The sequence below is a fragment of the Pseudomonas sp. NFACC51 genome, from assembly GCF_900103575.1.
In the GTDB taxonomy this organism is placed as follows: domain Bacteria; phylum Pseudomonadota; class Gammaproteobacteria; order Pseudomonadales; family Pseudomonadaceae; genus Aquipseudomonas; species Aquipseudomonas fluorescens_Q.
Genome location: NZ_FMXH01000006.1, coordinates 206,386 through 224,508, shown reverse-complemented (window position 1 = coordinate 224,508; position 18,123 = coordinate 206,386). Strand labels below are relative to the sequence as shown.

General features: G+C 62.5%; 15 protein-coding genes and 1 pseudogene. 2 read left to right on the top strand and 14 right to left on the bottom strand.

Annotated elements, in window-relative coordinates; genetic code table 11:
* Window positions 1-74: 74 nt before the first annotated feature.
* From BLT00_RS32510 to BLT00_RS14415, 12 genes and pseudogenes are all read right to left on the bottom strand, one after another.
* Window positions 75-335: pseudogene (locus BLT00_RS32510) on the bottom strand (HAMP domain-containing protein); the annotation flags it as partial.
* Window positions 336-1,302: 967 nt separating this feature from the next.
* Complete coding sequence (locus tag BLT00_RS14465) at window positions 1,303-2,595, bottom strand: adenylosuccinate synthase (protein WP_003186407.1); 1,293 nt, start codon at window positions 2,593-2,595, stop codon at window positions 1,303-1,305.
* Between the two features lie 54 nt (window positions 2,596-2,649).
* On the bottom strand, window positions 2,650-3,837 hold the full coding sequence (locus BLT00_RS14460; RefSeq protein ID WP_003197238.1) for an ATP phosphoribosyltransferase regulatory subunit: 1,188 nt from the start codon (window positions 3,835-3,837) through the stop codon (window positions 2,650-2,652).
* Window positions 3,838-4,300: 463 nt separating this feature from the next.
* The gene (gene hflC, locus BLT00_RS14455) at window positions 4,301-5,170 is read right to left on the bottom strand and encodes a protease modulator HflC (RefSeq protein WP_063323182.1); all 870 of its coding nucleotides are present in this window, start codon (window positions 5,168-5,170) and stop codon (window positions 4,301-4,303) included.
* Window positions 5,170-6,339, bottom strand: a complete 1,170-nt coding sequence (gene hflK / locus BLT00_RS14450; protein WP_092150897.1) for an FtsH protease activity modulator HflK — start codon at window positions 6,337-6,339, stop codon at window positions 5,170-5,172. The genes hflC and hflK overlap by 1 nt, the downstream gene beginning before the upstream one ends.
* 85 nt (window positions 6,340-6,424) lie before the next feature.
* Window positions 6,425-7,726 carry a ribosome rescue GTPase HflX gene (hflX, locus tag BLT00_RS14445; RefSeq protein ID WP_003197227.1) on the bottom strand — a complete coding sequence of 434 codons (1,302 nt, stop codon included), beginning with the start codon at window positions 7,724-7,726 and terminating at the stop codon, window positions 6,425-6,427.
* 12 nt (window positions 7,727-7,738) lie between these two features.
* Window positions 7,739-7,999, bottom strand: coding sequence for an RNA chaperone Hfq (gene hfq, locus BLT00_RS14440; protein WP_003186419.1), 261 nt, complete (start codon window positions 7,997-7,999; stop codon window positions 7,739-7,741).
* Between the two features lie 91 nt (window positions 8,000-8,090).
* Entirely contained in the window at window positions 8,091-9,062 is a 972-nt protein-coding gene (gene miaA / locus BLT00_RS14435; RefSeq protein WP_092150894.1) for a tRNA (adenosine(37)-N6)-dimethylallyltransferase MiaA, read from the bottom strand.
* Window positions 9,062-10,975 carry a DNA mismatch repair endonuclease MutL gene (gene mutL / locus BLT00_RS14430; protein ID WP_092150891.1) on the bottom strand — a complete coding sequence of 638 codons (1,914 nt, stop codon included), beginning with the start codon at window positions 10,973-10,975 and terminating at the stop codon, window positions 9,062-9,064. The genes miaA and mutL overlap by 1 nt, the downstream gene beginning before the upstream one ends.
* Complete coding sequence (locus tag BLT00_RS14425; protein ID WP_092150888.1) at window positions 10,972-12,399, bottom strand: N-acetylmuramoyl-L-alanine amidase; 1,428 nt, start codon at window positions 12,397-12,399, stop codon at window positions 10,972-10,974. Before BLT00_RS14425 ends, mutL begins: the two co-directional genes overlap by 4 nt.
* Before the next feature lie 3 nt (window positions 12,400-12,402).
* Window positions 12,403-12,870 (bottom strand): tRNA (adenosine(37)-N6)-threonylcarbamoyltransferase complex ATPase subunit type 1 TsaE, encoded by a 468-nt coding sequence (tsaE, locus tag BLT00_RS14420; protein ID WP_003197219.1) that lies wholly within the window; start codon window positions 12,868-12,870, stop codon window positions 12,403-12,405.
* Window positions 12,858-14,357, bottom strand: a complete 1,500-nt coding sequence (locus BLT00_RS14415) for an NAD(P)H-hydrate dehydratase (RefSeq protein ID WP_092150885.1) — start codon at window positions 14,355-14,357, stop codon at window positions 12,858-12,860. The genes tsaE and BLT00_RS14415 overlap by 13 nt, the downstream gene beginning before the upstream one ends.
* Before the next feature lie 63 nt (window positions 14,358-14,420).
* On the opposite strand from BLT00_RS14415, the gene queG reads away from it, so the two are divergent.
* A complete protein-coding gene (gene queG / locus BLT00_RS14410; protein WP_092150882.1) occupies window positions 14,421-15,500 on the top strand; it encodes a tRNA epoxyqueuosine(34) reductase QueG in 1,080 nt (359 codons plus the stop codon).
* Here queG and BLT00_RS14405 read toward each other — a convergent pair.
* Together BLT00_RS14405 and orn are read right to left on the bottom strand one after the other, a co-directional pair.
* A complete protein-coding gene (locus BLT00_RS14405) occupies window positions 15,482-16,093 on the bottom strand; it encodes a trimeric intracellular cation channel family protein (RefSeq protein ID WP_057448254.1) in 612 nt (203 codons plus the stop codon). The two genes, queG and BLT00_RS14405, sit on opposite strands and share 19 nt — an antisense overlap.
* Before the next feature lie 263 nt (window positions 16,094-16,356).
* Window positions 16,357-16,899: an oligoribonuclease gene (orn, locus tag BLT00_RS14400; RefSeq protein WP_024780809.1), complete on the bottom strand. Its 543-nt coding sequence runs from the start codon at window positions 16,897-16,899 to the stop codon at window positions 16,357-16,359.
* 109 nt (window positions 16,900-17,008) lie between these two features.
* Here orn and rsgA point away from each other — a divergent pair, with 109 nt between their 5' ends.
* A complete protein-coding gene (gene rsgA, locus BLT00_RS14395) occupies window positions 17,009-18,040 on the top strand; it encodes a small ribosomal subunit biogenesis GTPase RsgA (RefSeq protein WP_072340125.1) in 1,032 nt (343 codons plus the stop codon).
* Window positions 18,041-18,123 lie beyond the last annotated feature (83 nt).

Genomic DNA, 18,123 nt, shown 5'->3' with positions numbered 1-18,123 from the left:
GTCATCGCACCGATTTCCACACCGGTACGCTGGGCCACATCGCCTGCCTCGCGCACGATGGGTTGCAACTTATCCACAAAGCGATTGACCGCCGAGGCCATGTCGCCGATTTCGTCCTTGCTGTTGATTTGCACGCGCTTGGTCAGGTCACCCTCGCCTGCCGCCAAGTCGTTCATGGCCGCGATCAGCAACTTCAAGCGATTGACCACCCGACGCCCCAGCACCACGGCCAGCAACACCAACACACCGAAGCCCACCAATGCCAGGCCCAGGCCGATACGCCAGCGCAAGGTGCCTGCCGCTTCCTGCACGGTGCTGGCAGTGTTGGTCTGCATCTGTGTGGCGGTGGCCTGGGCCGACTCCAGGCGACCGCGCATGGCGGTGGCGCTGTCGGCCGCCGCCCCCTTGAGGCTGTCACCGACCAACTGGTCGCTGCTGGCGATCAAGGCCGAGAAGCGCTGGTCCAACGCCTTCAGATCAGCGTCAACGGAAGCCGTGGAAACGCCCATCAATACCTTGCCAATCTCTACGCCGTTGGGGCTGATCGAGGCTTCGAGGTAATACACCGAGGGGTCGCTCTTCGCCGCATCCAGCACTTTGTCCAACGCCCGCTCGCCCTTGCCTTTTTCCAGCAGCGCCTTGTTGATCGGGTTTTCCCGGTTCAGGTAGCGGGTCAGGTGCTCACCACTGGCGTCGTCATAAATAACGAACAACACATTAGGGTTGCGCTGGGCCCGGCGGGCGAATTCGGAAAGGGTCGGTATGTCGCTGTCCCACATAGCGCGCGGCGCGACCGAGGCCAGGAGTTGCGCCATATCGTTGGCGGAATCCTTGAGCGTTTTCTCCAGCGTCGTCCGCAATTGCGCCTGTTCGTCCTTCAACCGGGGGGACAAACCGGCAGTGAGACGCTGACGGGTGCTGGCAGACAAACTGTCCAGGCTCGAGGTGACCTCGCGCCCGGCCTGCTCCAGTTCGCCAGACAATTTTTGACTGTCGCCCCCCAGCCGAGCGCCTAGATCGGCCTCCAGGGCGGTGACAGTGCTTCGTGTCAGCGCGACAGCCACCAGCACCTGCACCAAAAGGGCGATACCAAGCGTAACGAAGACGGGCCGCAACAGACGGCTTTGTAACAGTGAGAGAACGGCCGACACAGGGGAATCCCTCTACTAAACGCCATTAATTTGATGGCACTTCAAAGAAGTACTTATTGTTAACGATGCATAGCAAAGGTCGTGCCGTTCGGCCGGCAGATACGACAAAGGCCCCAAACGAGGGGCCTTTGTTTTTTACATCAACGACTTATCAGGCAAATGGGTGACGCAGAACGATGGTTTCGTTGCGGTCCGGCCCCGTCGAAATAATGTCGATCGGCGCACCGACCAACTCTTCGACACGCTTGATGTAGTTGCGGGCCGCCACTGGCAGCTCTTCCAGGGTCTTGGCGCCCACGGTCGATTCGGTCCAGCCTGGCATCTGCTCGTACACCGGCTCCAGGCCGATGTAGCTGTCGGCGTCGGTCGGTGCGTCGATGACGGCGCCGTCCTGGTTCTTGTAGCCCACGCAGATGTTGATGGTTTCCAAGCCGTCCAGCACGTCCAACTTGGTCAGGCACAGGCCCGAGATGCTGTTGACGTCGATGGCGCGACGCAGGATGACGGCATCGAACCAACCGCAACGACGGGCACGGCCGGTGGTAGCGCCGAATTCGTGGCCACGCTTGGCCAGGAAGGCGCCGACATCGTCGAACAGCTCAGTCGGGAACGGCCCCGAACCCACGCGTGTGGTGTAGGCCTTGGTGATACCCAGGATGTAGTCCAGGTACATCGGACCGAAACCCGACCCCGTGGCGATGCCGCCGGCGGTGGTGTTGGAGCTGGTGACGTACGGGTAGGTACCGTGGTCGATGTCCAGCAGCGAACCCTGGGCACCTTCGAACATGATGTCCTTGCCAGCGCGACGCAGCTCGTGCAGCTCGGCAGTGACGTCGAGCATCATCGGCTTGAGCAGCTCGGCGTACTCCATGCACTCGTCCAGGGTTTTCTGGAAGTCGATGGCCGGCTCTTTGTAGTAATTGACCAGGACAAAGTTGTGGTAGTCCAGCAACTCGCCCAGCTTGGCGGCGAAACGCTCACGGTGGAACAGGTCACCGATGCGCAGGCCTCGACGGGCTACTTTATCTTCGTAGGCCGGGCCGATACCGCGACCGGTGGTGCCGATCTTCAGCTCGCCACGGGCCTTTTCACGAGCCTGGTCCAGCGCGACGTGATAGGACAGGATCAGCGGGCAGGACGGGCTGATACGCAGGCGCTCGCGCACCGGTACGCCTTTTTCCTCCAGCTTGATGATTTCCCGCAGCAAGGCGTCGGGAGCCACCACCACACCGTTGCCGATCAGGCACTGTACGCCTTCGCGCAGCACGCCCGACGGAATCAGGTGCAGGACGGTTTTTTCACCGTCGATCACCAAGGTGTGACCTGCGTTGTGGCCACCCTGGTAGCGCACTACGGCGGCAGCATGTTCGGTCAGCAGATCAACGATCTTGCCTTTGCCCTCATCACCCCACTGGGTGCCCAGGACTACGACATTCTTACCCATAACACTTGTCCTCATTCGCGCAAACTTGGTGCCGGCCGCAGCCGGCAGGAAAACTCAAGAAGCCAGCGGCAATACTTGCCAAAGCCCGTTCTGCTGAATCAATTGCCGGTCGCAGTCCGCTTCACGGGCGGCGGCCAAAGGCTGCCCAGGCAAAGCCTGGACGACACGCTGACCCTCACTGCGCAGCTGGCAGACCGCTTGCCAGAGTGCCGCATCCGTACTGTCAGGCATCCAGATACCGCCAGACGGTAGCTCGACTTCAGCACGCCCCAGGGTCACCAGGGTTTTCAAATCGGTAGAGAAACCGGTCGCCGGACGAGCACGACCAAAGTCGGCACCGATGTCGTCATAACGGCCGCCTTGGGCGATGGACTGGCCCACGCCCGGGACGAACACGGCAAAGACGACACCCGTGTGGTAGTGATAACCGCGCAACTCACCCAGGTCGAAATACAGCGGCAACTCGGGGAAACGCACCGACAGACGCTCGGCAATCGCCAGCAAGTCGTCCAGCGCCGCCAACACAGGCGCCGGCGCGTGAGCCAGGCGTTCACGGGCAGCGGCCAATACCTCACGTCCGCCGCACAGGCCCACCAGCGCCCGCAGCATGTCCGACAGATCGGCCGGCAGGCCCTCGGTCAGGCTGATGACTTCGTCGATGGCCTTGCGTTGCAGGGCATCGAACAGCTGCTGCTCCACTTCGCCGGACAAACCGGCCGCACGGGCCAGGCCGCGATAGATGCCGACATGGCCCAGGTCCATGTGGACATCTGGCACGTCAGCCAGTTGCAGCATGGCCAACATCAGGCTGATGACTTCTACGTCGCTGCTCGGGCTGGCGTCGCCATACAACTCGGCGCCCAGCTGGATCGGGCTGCGCGAAGACGACAAGGCACGCGGCTGGGCATGCAACACACTGCCGGCGTAGCACAGGCGGCTCGGACCTTCACGGCGCAAGGTGTGGGCGTCGATGCGCGCCACTTGCGGCGTGATGTCGGCACGAAAGCCCATCTGCCGGCCCGACTGCGGGTCGATCACCTTGAAGGTGCGCAGGTCCAGGTCCTGGCCCGCACCGGTGAGCAGGGATTCCAGGTACTCGATATGCGGGGTAACGACGAACTCGTAACCCCAGCTCTGGAACAGATCCAACACCTGCCGACGCGCTACTTCAATTCGCGCAGCTTCCGGTGGCAGTACTTCTTCGATGCCATCTGGCAGCAGCCAGCGGTCTACCGTTGCCATTACGCCATTCCCCTATGGTCCGGGCGGCCAGCCCTCGGGCAAGCCTTGAGTGAAGCAGAAAATACTTGGCCCACGCGCAAAACACGCGCATGAGCGCCGTGACGAATGGCGTCATGCCGTTCACCTACGAGCGATTGAATCATTGTGGCGAGGGAGCTTGCCCCGCTGGGCTGCGAAGCGGCCCCATTGCTGTGAGCGCTTCGCACTCATGCGGGAGCAAGCTCCCTCGCCACGGTTTCTATCCAACGCCTTAAATGAGCAGCACTCCAGCCTCGCCCAGCACTTTCCTCGAAAAACCTGTCGAGTCGTTCAACCCGACGCCTGCAACCAAAACCACAATCAAACGTGCAGACGCAAAAAAGCCGGGAATTTCCCGGCTGCCGCATCATACACACGTTTTCCCAAAGGATCACCCCGCCCGACGCTTTAGCCGCCGGGCGGAGTGCCTCAGGTCAACGTCGCATCAAGGCTTGGCCTTTTCCAGATAACGGAAGAAGTCACTGCTTGGGTCCAGGACCATGACGTCGGATTTGTTTGCAAAACTTTCACGGTAAGCGCGCAGGCTACGGTAGAAACCGTAGAACTCCTGATCCTGGCCATAGGCCTTGGAATAGATCGCAGCGGCCTGGGCATCACCATCACCACGGACCTCTTCCGATTCCCGATAGGCTTCGGCCAGCAGTACGCGGCGTTGGCGATCGGCGTCGGCACGGATGCCTTCGGCCAGCTCGTTACCCTTGGCGCGGTGCTCGCGAGCCTCACGCTCACGCTCGGTGCTCATGCGCTCGAACACGCTGCGGTTCACTTCCTTCGGCAGGTCGATGGCCTTGACCCGGACATCGACCACTTCGATACCCAGCTCTTTTTCCGCCATCGTGTTCAGCGAACGCGTGATATCGGCCATGAGCGCATCACGCTCACCGGACACCACTTCATGCAGCGTGCGCTTACCGAACTGGTCACGCAGGCCCGATTCCAGACGGCGGGACAGACGCTCGTCGGCGATCTGCTTCAGGCCCGAGGTCGCGGTGTAGAAGCGCTCGGCATCCTTCACCCGCCACTTGGCATAGGCATCCACCATCACGGCTTTCTTTTCCAACGTCAGGAAGCGTTGCGTCGGCGCATCCAGCGTCATCAGGCGGGCGTCGAACTTGCGCACCTTGTTGACGTACGGCACTTTCACATGCAGCCCTGGCTGGACATCAGCCTGGACCACGCGACCGAATTGCAGCAACACCGCACGCTCGGTCTGAGCCACGATGTAGAAGCAGTTCCAGGCAGCGATCGCCACGACGACACCGACAATAAGGGCGATCAGCGATTTATTGCTCATCAGCGACTCTCCCTGGTACGCGCTTGCTGTTGCTGCAGATCCGCCGCACGGGCGTTGCTTTCATTGCTGGTGGCTGCCGCGCCGGTCGACGGTGCGCTGGTGTTGCGACCGCTCTCGACCATCTTGTCCAGCGGCAAGTACAGCAGATTGCTCTGGCCGTTCTTGTTCCCGGTCACGAGGACCTTGCTGGTGTTGCTGAAGACTTCCTGCATGGTGTCCAGGTACAGACGCTCACGGGTGACTTCTGGAGCCTTGCGATACTCGGCTACCAGCTTGGTGAAGCGATCAGCCTCACCCTTGGCGCGGGAGACCACTTCATCGCGATAACCGTTGGCATCTTCGATGATGCGCTGGGCCTGACCACGAGCTTCCGGCACGACGCCGTTGGCATAGGTTTCGGCCTGGTTGCGCGAACGCTGCTCGTCTTCACGGGCACGGATCACGTCGTCGAAGGCTTCCTGGACCTCACGCGGGGCTGCCGCGCTCTGGACGTTGACCTGGGTGACGGTGATACCGGTGCGATAGGTATCGAGGAACCGCTGCAGGCGCTCCTTGATTTCGCTGGCCATCAACTCACGACCTTCGGTCAGCACCTGGTCCATGGCGGTGGAACCCACCACATGGCGCAAGGCACTTTCGGTCGCATGCTGCAGGCTGATTTCCGGCTGGTCGACGTTCAGTACGAAGTCCTGCAGGTTGGTAATCTTGTATTGCACGGTCAGCGGCACTTCGACGATGTTCTCGTCTTCGGTCAGCATCTGGCCCTGCTTGGTGTACGCACGCTCACGCGTGACGTTCTCCATATACTTCTGGTCGATCGGCGGGAAATAGATATTCAGGCCCGGTCCAACCGTCTCGTAGTACTTGCCGAAGCGCAGCACCACGGCCTGCTCCTGCTCGTCCACGACATAGACCGCGCTGTACAGCCAGACAGCCGCCAGCACGACCAGACCGATGCCGAGCAGGCCGAAACCGCCGCCCTTGCCCGGACGACTGCCGCCATCGTCACCGCGTTTTTTACCACCACCGAACAAACCGTTCAGGCTTTCCTGCAGCTTTCGGAAGGCCTCGTCGAGATCCGGCGGCCCCTTGCGGTCGCCGTTGTTACGACGCTTGCCACCCCAAGGATCCTGATTATTCGAGTTGCCACCCGGCTCATTCCAAGCCATAGCGCTCTCCATCTGATAAAGCAAAGACGCACCCACGGCGCGCCGACCAATGCTACAGAATGCCTGACACAGCTTTCTCAGGCTTTTATTGCAAAGTGTGTTGCTCGATGAATTCCATCGGTTGCAGCCCTTCGCGGCTGACCAGCCGATTGAGCTCCGCCCGAGGCAGGCGAACAGCCAGCAGGCAGACGCCTTCGTCGTCGTGTTCTTCTTTTTGCACGGCCCCCAGCTCAAAGAACTGGGCTCGCAGCCGGGCGAAACGTTGCGGCAACTTCAGGGTGCCAACAAACAGATCGTTGCCCAACAGCTCCGCCACTGCCTGTTTGAGCAGGTCGAGGCCGGTGCCATCACGGGCCGACAGCCAGACCCGTTGCGGCTTGCCGTCGGCATCGCGCTGGATCTGCGGCTCCACGCCTTCGAGCAAATCGAGTTTGTTGTATACCTCCAGGATCGGCAAGTCCTGAGCCCCGATCTCGCCCAGCACCACCATCACCTGCTCGATCTGCAGCATCCGGTCCGGTTCGGCGGCATCGATCACATGCAGCAGCAGGTCGGAGTTGCTCGACTCTTCGAGCGTAGCCCGGAAAGCCTCGACCAGTTTATGCGGCAGGTGACGGATGAAGCCCACGGTGTCGGCCAGCACGATCGGCCCGAGGTCGTCCAGGTCGAGCCGACGCAGGGTCGGGTCGAGCGTGGCGAACAACTGGTCAGCAGCATAGACGTCGGATTGGGTGACGTTATTGAACAGGGTCGATTTGCCGGCGTTGGTATAACCCACCAGTGAAACCGTCGGGATGTCCGCGCGCTTGCGGCCGCGCCGCGACTGCTCGCGCTGGCTGCGGACCTTTTCCAGGCGCCCCTTGATCTGGCGCAAGCGAACCCGAAGCAGTCGCCGGTCGGTTTCCAACTGGGTTTCACCCGGGCCGCGCAGGCCGATACCGCCCTTCTGCCGCTCAAGGTGAGTCCAGCCGCGAACCAGCCGCGTACTCATGTGCTCAAGCTGGGCCAGTTCGACCTGGAGCTTGCCTTCATGGGTGCGGGCGCGCTGGGCGAAAATATCGAGAATCAGCCCCGTTCGGTCGATCACGCGACACTCGAAGACACGTTCGAGGTTACGTTCCTGACTGGGTGTGAGGATGTGATTGAAAATCACCAGATCGACCTGTTCGGCCTTGACCAGGTCGCGCAACTCCTCGACCTTGCCACTGCCGATCAGGAACTTTGCGGTTGGCCGATGACGCGGCACGTTGAAAAACGCGACGGTCTCGGCGCCGGCCGAAAGTGCCAATTCCTGAAACTCCTGCGGATCTTCGCGCGCCTCAGGGTCCTGTCCATCCAAGTGAACGAGAATGGCCCGTTCACCACCACCGTGGCGCTCAAAGAACAAAGGAGGCTCCTATCAGGCGTTACCCGGTTCAGCGTCACCGCCTTCGGATTCGGTTGCGCTAGGCAGACGAATTGGACGAACTGGCACGACTGTCGAGATCGCGTGTTTGTAGACCATTTGGCTGACGGTGTTTTTCAGAAGGATGACGAACTGGTCGAAAGACTCGATCGTGCCTTGCAGTTTGATCCCGTTGACCAGATAGATGGACACCCCAACTTTCTCTTTACGTAAAGTGTTCAAGTAAGGGTCTTGTAGCGAATGCCCTTTTGACATGTGCCGCACTCCTTTAAGGATCAATAATAAAAATCGGAATCAGATGGCTTGGGCCGTCACACCCCCAAGGATAGACGGCAATTGCAAGGACTCAGCTCAATATGGAGATGGTCCCGAGGTATTTCAAGGCGCGTGGCAGATTGTCGCAATCGAAACTGTCGAGCCAATGCAAGTCAGTCCAGCTGCGCAGCCAGGTGAACTGGCGTTTCGCCAATTGGCGCGTGGCAATGATCCCACGCTCCTGCATCTCGGCTGACGTCAGCTTGCCGTCCAGGTAATCCCAGACTTGTCGATAACCTACCGCACGTATAGACGGCAACCCGGCATGCAGGTCACTTCGCTCACGCAGGGCTACGACCTCGTCTATGAACCCCTGTTCCAACATTAATGTGAATCTTTGTTCAATTCGCCGATGCAGCACTTGCCGGTTCGCCGGAGCGATGGCCAGATTCGCGACAGTATAGGGCAATTGTTGCAGTCCCGAAGCGGCTGCTTCAGTACTTTGCGCAGATTGTCGCTGGCGCAGGGCCGTCATGCTCTGGCCGCTGACCCGATAAACCTCCAGGGCCCGACTGAGGCGCTGCGGGTCATTGGGGTGAATACGCGCCGCCGATTCCGGGTCGATGACCGCCAATTGCTCGTGCAGGGCTTGCCAGCCAAGGCGCGCGGCCTCTTCTTCAATCTGCGCGCGCACCTCGGGATCGGCTGCCGGCATGTCCGCCAACCCATCGACCAAGGCCTTGTAATACAGCATTGTGCCACCCACCAGCAGCGGAATCTTGCCCCGCGAGGTGATCTCGGCCATGGCCTGGAGCGCGTCACGACGGAAATCAGCCGCCGAATAAGCCTCGGCCGGGTCGAGGATGTCGATCAGGCGATGGGGAAACTCGGCCAGCAGTTCCTTCGACGGCTTGGCGGTGCCGATGTCCATGCCCCGGTAGACCAGGGCCGAATCGACACTGATCAACTCGCAGGGCAGGACTTTGGTCAACTCGATGGCCAGGTCGGTCTTGCCGGCGGCGGTCGGCCCCATCAGGAAAATCGCGGGTGGCAACTGGCTCATCAACGACCGCGCAGGAACAGTTTGTCCAGGTCGTCCAGGCCCAATTGGGTCCAGGTCGGCCGGCCATGGTTGCATTGACCGCTGCGCTCGGTGTTTTCCATGTCCCGCAGCAGGCCGTTCATTTCCGGCAGGGCCAGGCGCCGGTTGGCGCGGATCGCGCCGTGGCAGGCCATGGTACCGAGCAGTTCGTTCAGGTGCGCCTGGATGCGGTCGCTGGTGCCATATTCCATCAAGTCAGCCAGTACGTCGCTAACCAGGCGATTGGCCTCGGCCTGCTTCAACAACGCCGGGATCTGACGGATCGCCAGGGTTTCGGGCCCCAGACGCTGCAATTCGAAGCCCAGGCGCTGGAACCAGGCCACATGTTCTTCGGCGCAATCGGCTTCGCGCTGGCTGACGGCCAGGGACTCGGGCACCAACAGTGGCTGGCCGCTCAGGCCTTCGCTGGCCATGGCGATTTTCAGCCGCTCGTACATGATCCGCTCATGGGCGGCGTGCATGTCCACCAGGACCAGGCCCTGGGCATTTTCCGAGAGGATATAAATGCCTTTGAGTTGCGCCAGGGCATAGCCCAGCGGCGGGATATCGCCTTGGCCGTCGGGCATCGCCGCCGCTCCAGCTTCCGGCAAGGGTTTGAAGAACTCGCGATAGGCCGCCTGGGCCTCGGCTGTCGGCACGCTGGATTGCGGACGCGGAGTGTATTGGTATTGATAGCCGCTGCCGGTACCGCTCCCGGCCGTGTTGTAGCTCGGCTGAGGCTGGGGCTGCTCCAGCAGTGCGTTGGCCGCCAGGCGCATTTCGCCCTGAGGCCCGAATTCGCCAGCTTCCAACCCCGTTGGCCGGACCATGCCGCCCACCGCCGCCGGAGCCGCCAGTTGATCTTCCGGGCGCACATCGCCCAACGCACGGTGCAAGGTGCCGTAGAGGAAATCGTGGACCATGCGCCCGTCACGGAAACGTACTTCGTGCTTGGTCGGGTGTACGTTGACGTCGACCACGGCCGGATCGACTTCGAAAAACAGCACGAAGGTCGGATGCCGGCCATTGAACAGCACATCGCGATACGCCTGGCGCACCGCGTGGGCCACCAATTTGTCGCGCACCGCCCGGCCGTTCACGTAGAAGTACTGCAAGTCCGCCTGACTGCGGGAAAAGGTTGGCAAGCCGACCCACCCCCACAGGCGCAAGCCATTGCGCTCCACCTCGATGGGCAATGCCTGCTCCAGGAAACCTGCGCCGCACACCGCGCCGACACGTCGGGCGCGTGCCGCATCATCGTGGGCCTCGTGCAGGCTGAGGATGGTCTTGCCGTTGTGGCGCAAATGGAACGCCACATCAAAGCGCGCCAAGGCCAGACGCTTGATGACTTCTTGCAGATGATCGAATTCAGTCTTCTCGGCCTTGAGGAACTTGCGCCGGGCCGGGGTGTTGAAGAACAAGTCGCGCACTTCCACCGAAGTGCCCACCGGATGGGCCGCGGGCTGCACGCGGGAGGCCATGTCCCGCCCCTCGGTCTCGACCTGCCAGGCCTGCTCGGCATCGCGGGTGCGGGAGGTAAGGGTCAGGCGCGACACCGAACTGATGGATGCCAGCGCCTCGCCCCGAAACCCCAGGCTCATGACCCGCTCAAGATCCTCCAGGTCGCGGATCTTGCTGGTGGCATGACGCGCCAGGGCCAGCGGCAGGTCGTCAGAGGAAATCCCGCCACCGTCATCGCGCACCCGCAGCAGCTTGACGCCGCCCTGTTCGACATCCACATCGATGCGCCTGGCCCCGGAGTCGAGGCTGTTTTCCAGCAACTCCTTGATGACCGACGCCGGACGCTCGACCACTTCGCCAGCAGCGATCTGGTTCGCCAGCCGGGGGCTGAGCAGTTCGATGCGGGCAGGGTTACCGATCACTTCGTCACTCATCGCTGGACCGCCACTTCGTTGCCGGGAATGGTCAGGGTCTGACCAATCTTGAGCTCGTCGCTTTTGAGATTGTTGGCACTGCGCAAGGTGGCGGGCGACACCTGATAGCGCACGGCGATCATCGCCAGGGTTTCGCCGGGGCTGACCCGATGGTCCCGCGGGCCTTGGGCAATCTTGCCCGAGTCGCGCAACCAGGCGATGTAGGTGCCTGGCGGTGGGTTTTGCTGGAAGAACTGCCGCACGCCGCTGCTGATGGAACGGGCCAGCGCCTGCTGGTGGTTGGCGGACGACAGCTTGGAGGCTTCGTTGGCGTTGGAGATAAACCCGGTCTCCACCAGGATCGACGGGATGTCCGGCGACTTGAGCACCATGAATCCAGCCTGCTCGACGCGCTGCTTGTGCAGCGGCGTGACCCGACCGATGTTGCTCAGGACTTTCTGGCCGACGTTCAGGCTGGAGGTCAGCGAGGCGGTCATCGACAAATCGAGCAACACACCGGCGAGCATCCGGTCCTTGTCGTCGAGGCTGACGTTGCCGGCACCGCCGATCAGGTCGGAACGGTTTTCGCTGTCGGCCAGCCAACGGGCAGTCTCGGACGTGGCACCGCGGTCGGACAGGGCAAACACCGAGGCCCCGAACGCTGCCGCCGAAGGCGCGGCGTCGGCGTGGATGGAGACGAACAGGTCGGCACCTTTCTTGCGGGCGATCTCGGTACGCCCACGCAAGGGAATGAAGTAGTCGCCGGTACGGGTCAGTTCGGCGCGGAAGCCTTTCATGCCGTTGACCTGGCGTTGCAATTCGCGGGCGATGGACAGCACCACGTCTTTTTCCCGCTGCCCGCGCGAGCCTGAGGCGCCTGGGTCTTCGCCGCCGTGACCGGCGTCGATCACCACGATGATGTCGCGCTTGCCAGCCGGGGCCGGTGGCAGCTTGAGCGCAGGTTCGGTCGGGGTCACTGGCACCGCTGGCACCGTGGCAACATTGGTCGGCGGCGGCGGTGGCGCCGCATCGGCCGGGTTGTCGAACAGGTCCACCACCAGCCGGTTGCCGTATTGGGCATTCGGGGCCAGGGTGAAGCTTTTCGGGGTCACGGCTTTTTTCAGGTCGATGACCACCCGCAGGTCGGTCGGCGTACGCTGGGCCGAACGCATCGCGGTAATCGGCGTGTTGGCGGTCGCCACGTTCAATGGCGCGCCCAGGGACGCGCCGTTGATGTCAATCACCAGGCGATCCGGGGCGGTCAGGGTGAATACGCTGTGCTGCACCGGGCCCGTCAGGTCGAACACCAGCCGTGTGTTGTCCGGCGCCCGCCAGAGGCGAACGCTGTTGACCTTTGTCTCGGCCACAGCATCGACGGCCAGTGCCGTAAGCAACAGTCCTACGACAGCAACCACCGCGCGAAAGCGCATACCAAACCCCATCATCAATTAGTTTTCCAATGCCAAAGCGGCACACCACGACTCGCCACGCGAGCCTTGCGGCGTCAGTTTCAGCGAACGCCCGCCGTTCTGCGCGCCAATGGTAATGGTCAGGTCGGGCTTTGGCAAAAAGCCTGCACCCTTCTGGGGCCATTCGATCAGGCACAAGGCGTCATCTTCGAAATAATCGCGAATACCGAGGAATTCCAGCTCCTCCGGATCCACCAGTCGATACAGGTCGAAATGGAAGGCGCGAATGTCGCCGATCTCGTAGGGCTCGACCAGGGTGAACGTAGGGCTCTTGACGGAGCCGACGTGCCCAAGACCGCGAATGATGCCACGGGACAGGGTGGTTTTCCCCGCGCCGAGGTCGCCTTCGAGAAAAATCAGGCCGTGACCGGCGGTGATCTGCGCGATGCGGGCACCAAATTGTGTCATGGCTTGTTCGTCCGCCACGTACAGGGTTACTTCAGACACGGTGAATGTTCCTCCAACAACTGACGAATGGCCGGAATCAGATCGGTGGCTGCCACCCCCCGACCCGAACGACCGGCCTGGGCACCGGCATTGGCATGCAGCCAGACCGCCAGGCACGCGGCCTCGAACCCCTCCATGCCCTGGGCCAGCAAGGCGCCGACCACGCCGGCCAGCACATCCCCCAGGCCTGCTGTGGCCATGGCCGGATGGCCCTGGCTGCAAACCGCCAGGCGACCGTCCGGGCTGGCAATCAGGCTGCCAGCGCCCTTGAGGATAACCGTGGCGGTGTATTTCTGGCTCAATGCATGGGCTGCCGCTGGACGGTCGGCCTGCACCTGGGCCGTGGATAACGCCAACAATCGGGCCGCCTCGCCTGGGTGCGGGGTGATGACGCACTGTTCAGGCAGGCGGACATCGCCGCTGCAGAGCAGGTTCAGCGCATCGGCATCCCATACTTGCGGCAGCGGCGCATTGGCCGCCGCCGACAACAGGCTGCGCCCCCATGCGGCCTGGCCCAAGCCCGGCCCGACCACCAGCACGCTGGCCTGCTGGAGCAAGCCCATCAATTGGTTCGCCGAATGGGTGCCTTGCACCATCACTTCCGGCAAACGCGTCAGCGCGGCGGATACGTGCTCGCTGCGGGTCGCCATCGAAACCATCCCCGCACCGCAGCGCAGGGCGCTTTCGGCGCTCATCTGGATGGCGCCGCCAAAGCCCCGGTCGCCACCGATCAACAGCACGTGACCGAACTTGCCTTTGTGGGACGTGGCGGCACGAGGTGTCAGACGTGGCAGATTATGGGGTGAGAGCAATCGGGCACTGGCCGGTGCCGCGTCAACAATATCTGGATCGGCGTGCAGGTCGTTGAACACCAGTTCGCCGACCCGGTCCGCCGCTTCGCCGGTAAACAGGCCCAGCTTCAAGCCAATAAAGGTCACGGTGAGATCGGCCACCACCGCCGTGCCCAGCACCCGGCCGGTATCGGCGCACAAGCCCGAGGGGATATCCACCGCCGCGACCGGCAGACCGCTGACGTTGATCGTATCGATAGCCCGCACATAAGGCTCGCGCACCTCGCCACTCAAGCCCGTCCCGAGCAGCGCATCCAGCAACACGCCGCGCAACTCTGCCTCATCCGACCACGGCTCCATCGGCACGCCCACCGCCACCGCTTCGGCGTGGGCATTGGCGGCGTCGCCCTGCAAGCGCCGGGGCTCGCCCACCGTCAGCACCCGCACCGACCAGCCAGCGCGCCGGGCCAGGGTCGCGACCAGATAGCCATCGCCGGCGTTGTTGCCATGCCCGGCCAGCACCGTCAGCTCGTGGGCATCAGGCCAGCGCCGGACAATCGCTCGCCAGGTGGCGCGGGCGGCGCGTTGCATCAATTCGAAACCGGCGGTGCCGGCCGCGATCAGTTGTGCGTCGAGGGCCCGGACCTGCGCGGCGCTGTACAGCGCGTCGGGAAAATCATCTTTAGTGTGCGGCATGCGTCTTCGGGCTCCGATGTCTGGCAGAATTATACGCATCTCAGCTCTGGTTTCTCTCGCCTCATGCCTGCCATTCCCACAGACCTCCCCGCCCTCGCCCAATCCATCAAGGAGTGGGGCCGCGAGCTGGGCTTCCAGCAGGTCGGCATCAGCGGCCTGGACCTTGCCGAGCATGAGCAACACCTGCAACGCTGGCTCGATGCCGGGTACCACGGCGAAATGGACTACATGGGCGCCCACGGCAGCAAACGCTCGCACCCCGAGGAACTGGTGCCGGGTACGCTACGGGTGGTTTCCCTGCGCATGGACTACCTGCCGGGCGACACGCACATGGCGCAGATGCTCGGCCAACCGGAGAAAGCCTACGTCTCGCGTTATGCATTGGGCCGCGATTACCACAAATTGATCCGTAAACGTGTGCAGCAACTGGCAGAAAAAATTCAGGCGGTGATCGGCCCCTTCGGTTATCGCGCCTTCGTCGACAGTGCTCCAGTCCTGGAAAAAGCCATCGCCGAACAGGCCGGCCTGGGCTGGATCGGTAAAAACACCTTGGTGTTGAACCGCAAGGCCGGAAGCTATTTCTTCCTGAGCGAGCTGTTTGTCGACCTGCCGCTGCCGGTGGACCCGCCCCATGCCAGCGAACATTGCGGGAAATGCACCGCGTGCCTGGACATCTGCCCTACGAATGCCTTCGTCGGGCCCTACGTGCTCGATGCCCGCCGCTGCATTTCCTACCTGACCATCGAGCTGAAAAGCGCCATCCCCGAGGAACTGCGGCCGTTGATCGGCAACCGGGTGTTCGGCTGCGATGACTGCCAGATCGTCTGTCCCTGGAACCGCTTCGCCCGGCCGTCCGGGGAAAGCGACTTCAAGCCGCGGCACAACCTGGACAATGCCGGGCTGGCCGAGTTGTTCATGTGGGACGAGGCAACGTTCCTGAGCAGCACCGAAGGCTCGCCGCTGCGCCGCGCCGGGTACGAGCGCTGGCTGCGCAACCTGGCAGTGGGCCTGGGTAATGCGCCGTCAACGATTCCCGTGCTGCAAGCGCTGCAGGCGCGGCGCGACTACCCGTCGGAGTTGGTGCGCGAGCATGTGGAGTGGGCGTTACGGCAACATGCCGAGCGTCAAACCTCGTCGTTGTAGACGAACTTCGGCATTTCCCAGTGAAAACGAATCGCCAGGAGCCGCAGCAGGAAACCACCGAACAAGGTAATGAGGATCGCCTGTTCACTCGGCAGTTGCAGGAAGACGCACAGCAGATAGCACCACGCCGCGGCAAATGAAACGCTGGCATAGAGCTCGCGACGGAAGATCAGCGGAATATCGTTGCAGAAAATGTCCCGCAAAATACCGCCGAACACCCCAGTGATCACTCCGCTGACCGACGCCACCAGCATGCCATGGCCCATTTCCAGGGCCGTCATGCAGCCGATCAGGGTGAACGCCACCAGCCCCGCGGCGTCGAGCACCAGGAACAATGAACGCAGGTGGCGCATCCAGCGCGCCAGGAACACCGTCAGCATCGCCGCCGCGGTGGTCAGCACCAGGTATTCCGGGTGTTTGACCCAGGTGAGCGGGTAATGACCGAGCAGCACGTCACGCACCGAACCGCCACCCAGCGCCGTGACACAGGCGATCAGCACCACGCCGAACCAGTCCATGCCGCGGCGCCCGGCAGACAAGGCGCCGGTCATGGCTTCGGCGGTGATGGCGATCAGATAAAGCATCAGCAACATGGTGGCGGTCCTTGCAGGAAGGCGCGCAGTCTAGCCATTTCGGGCAGGCACCAAAAGAGGGCAAGGCAACGACTTCCACCTAAACATGCCGCCTCTGGTCCAAACCGATCCCTGTGGCGAGGGAGCTTGCTCCCGCTCGGCTGCGCAGCAGTCGCAAACCGGACAATGCGGTCTACCTGAAGGACGGTTGGGGCCTGCTGCGCAGGCCAGCGGGAGCAAGCTCCCTCGCCACAAAAGCAATCTCGCCGGTCGCCGGGTGCCGGTTAGAACTTGATGAAATGCTTGCGGTAATGCTGCAACTCGGCGATGGACTCGCGGATGTCGTCCAGGGCCAGGTGGCTGCCGCCCTTCTGGAAGCTGTCACGCACTTCTGGTGCCCAGCGGGCGGCCAGTTCCTTGAGGGTGGAGACGTCCAGGTTGCGGTAGTGGAAGTAGCTTTCCAGGGATTTCATGTGGGTATAAAGGAAGCGACGGTCCTGGCAGATGCTGTTGCCGCAGATCGGCGACTTGCCCTTGGGCACCCACTGCTCCAGGAAGGCGATAGTCTGGGCTTCGGCCTCAGCCATGCTGATCTTGCTCTCGCGTACCCGCTGGGTCAGGCCCGAGCCGCCGTGCTGGCGGGTGTTCCATTCATCCATGCCGGCCAGGATCTCGTCGCTGTGGTGGATCGCGATCACCGGGCCTTCGGCCAGGGTGTTGAGGTCGCTGTCGGTGACGATGGTGGCCATTTCGATGATGACGTCGGTGTCCGGGTTCAGACCGGTCATTTCCAGGTCGATCCAGATCAGGTTCTGCGGGTTTTGCATAGGGAAGCTCCTCGGCGTAGCCACGCAGTTTAGCTTAGGCCGGCCCTTGGGCGTGCTAAACTCGCGGCCGTTTTACCCTATTCGCTGCATTTCTTCATACGGAACACCCATGGCCAAACGCCAACTCAATCGTCGTCAGAACTGGCGCATCGAAAAGATCCAGGGCGAGCGCGCCGCCCGCGCCGCCAAACGCGAGTCCAGTGCTGTCGAAGCCTTGGAAGGTGGCGACCTGGGCCCGGAACAGACCGGCCTGGTGATCGCCCACTTCGGTGTGCAGGTCGAGGTCGAGGCCCGGGAAGGCGAGCTGGCCGGCCAAGTGTTCCGTTGTCACTTGCGCGCCAACCTGCCGGCCCTGGTCACGGGCGACCAAGTCGTCTGGCGTGCCGGCAACCAGGGCATCGGTGTGATCGTGGCGCAATTGCCACGCCACACCGAGCTGTGCCGTCCGGACAGCCGTGGTCAGCTCAAGCCGGTAGCGGCCAACGTCGACATGATCGTCATTGTGTTCGCGCCCCTGCCCGAGCCCCACGCCAACCTGATCGACCGTTATCTGGTGGCCGCCGAACACGCCGGCATCCGCCCGTTGTTGCTGCTCAACAAATTCGACCTGATCGACGAGCACAACGCCCCGGCGCTGAACGCCCTGCTGTCGGTCTATCGGGATTTGGGTTATCCGGTGCTGGAAGTCTCGGCCCATCACGGCAACGGCATGGAGCAATTGCAACAGCAACTGGATGGGCGCATCAGTGTGTTCGTCGGCCAGTCTGGCGTGGGCAAGTCATCGCTGGTCAACAGCCTGCTGCCAGACGTCGAGACTCGCGTCGGGCCGCTGTCCGAGCTGTCCGGCCAGGGCACCCACACCACCACCACCGCGCGGTTGTTCCACTTCCCCGGCGGCGGTGAATTGATCGACTCGCCGGGCATACGTGAATTCGGCCTGGGCCACGTCAGCCGGGCCGATGTCGAGGCCGGGTTCATCGAATTCAATGACCTGATCGGCACCTGCCGCTTCCGCGACTGCAAGCACGACCGCGAACCTGGTTGCGCGCTGCTCAAGGCGCTGGAAGAAGGTCGCGTGCATCAGCAACGGATGAATAGCTACCGCTCGATCATCGCCAGCTTGCCGGATAGCAGTTACTGACCCGGAATGTGAGCCGGACACCATTGTGGCGAGGGAGCTTGCTCCCTCGCCACAAAGGCAAGCACGCCTCAGGTGAACAGCGC

Bases quoted from the DNA above. Each gene is read 5' to 3' on its own strand.
- rsgA (WP_072340125.1), top strand. From the start codon at position 17,009: ATGGCCAAACGCCAACTCAATCGTCGTCAGAACTGGCGCATCGAAAAG.
- queG (WP_092150882.1), top strand. From the start codon at position 14,421: ATGCCTGCCATTCCCACAGACCTCCCCGCCCTCGCCCAATCCATCAAG.
- hfq (WP_003186419.1), bottom strand. From the start codon at position 7,999: ATGTCAAAAGGGCATTCGCTACAAGACCCTTACTTGAACACTTTACGT.
- hflC (WP_063323182.1), bottom strand. From the start codon at position 5,170: ATGAGCAATAAATCGCTGATCGCCCTTATTGTCGGTGTCGTCGTGGCG.
- orn (WP_024780809.1), bottom strand. From the start codon at position 16,899: ATGCAAAACCCGCAGAACCTGATCTGGATCGACCTGGAAATGACCGGT.
- BLT00_RS14465 (WP_003186407.1), bottom strand. From the start codon at position 2,595: ATGGGTAAGAATGTCGTAGTCCTGGGCACCCAGTGGGGTGATGAGGGC.
- BLT00_RS14425 (WP_092150888.1), bottom strand. From the start codon at position 12,399: ATGATGGGGTTTGGTATGCGCTTTCGCGCGGTGGTTGCTGTCGTAGGA.
- mutL (WP_092150891.1), bottom strand. From the start codon at position 10,975: ATGAGTGACGAAGTGATCGGTAACCCTGCCCGCATCGAACTGCTCAGC.
- BLT00_RS14405 (WP_057448254.1), bottom strand. From the start codon at position 16,093: ATGTTGCTGATGCTTTATCTGATCGCCATCACCGCCGAAGCCATGACC.
- BLT00_RS14460 (WP_003197238.1), bottom strand. From the start codon at position 3,837: ATGGCAACGGTAGACCGCTGGCTGCTGCCAGATGGCATCGAAGAAGTA.
- miaA (WP_092150894.1), bottom strand. From the start codon at position 9,062: ATGAGCCAGTTGCCACCCGCGATTTTCCTGATGGGGCCGACCGCCGCC.
- hflK (WP_092150897.1), bottom strand. From the start codon at position 6,339: ATGGCTTGGAATGAGCCGGGTGGCAACTCGAATAATCAGGATCCTTGG.
- BLT00_RS14415 (WP_092150885.1), bottom strand. From the start codon at position 14,357: ATGCCGCACACTAAAGATGATTTTCCCGACGCGCTGTACAGCGCCGCG.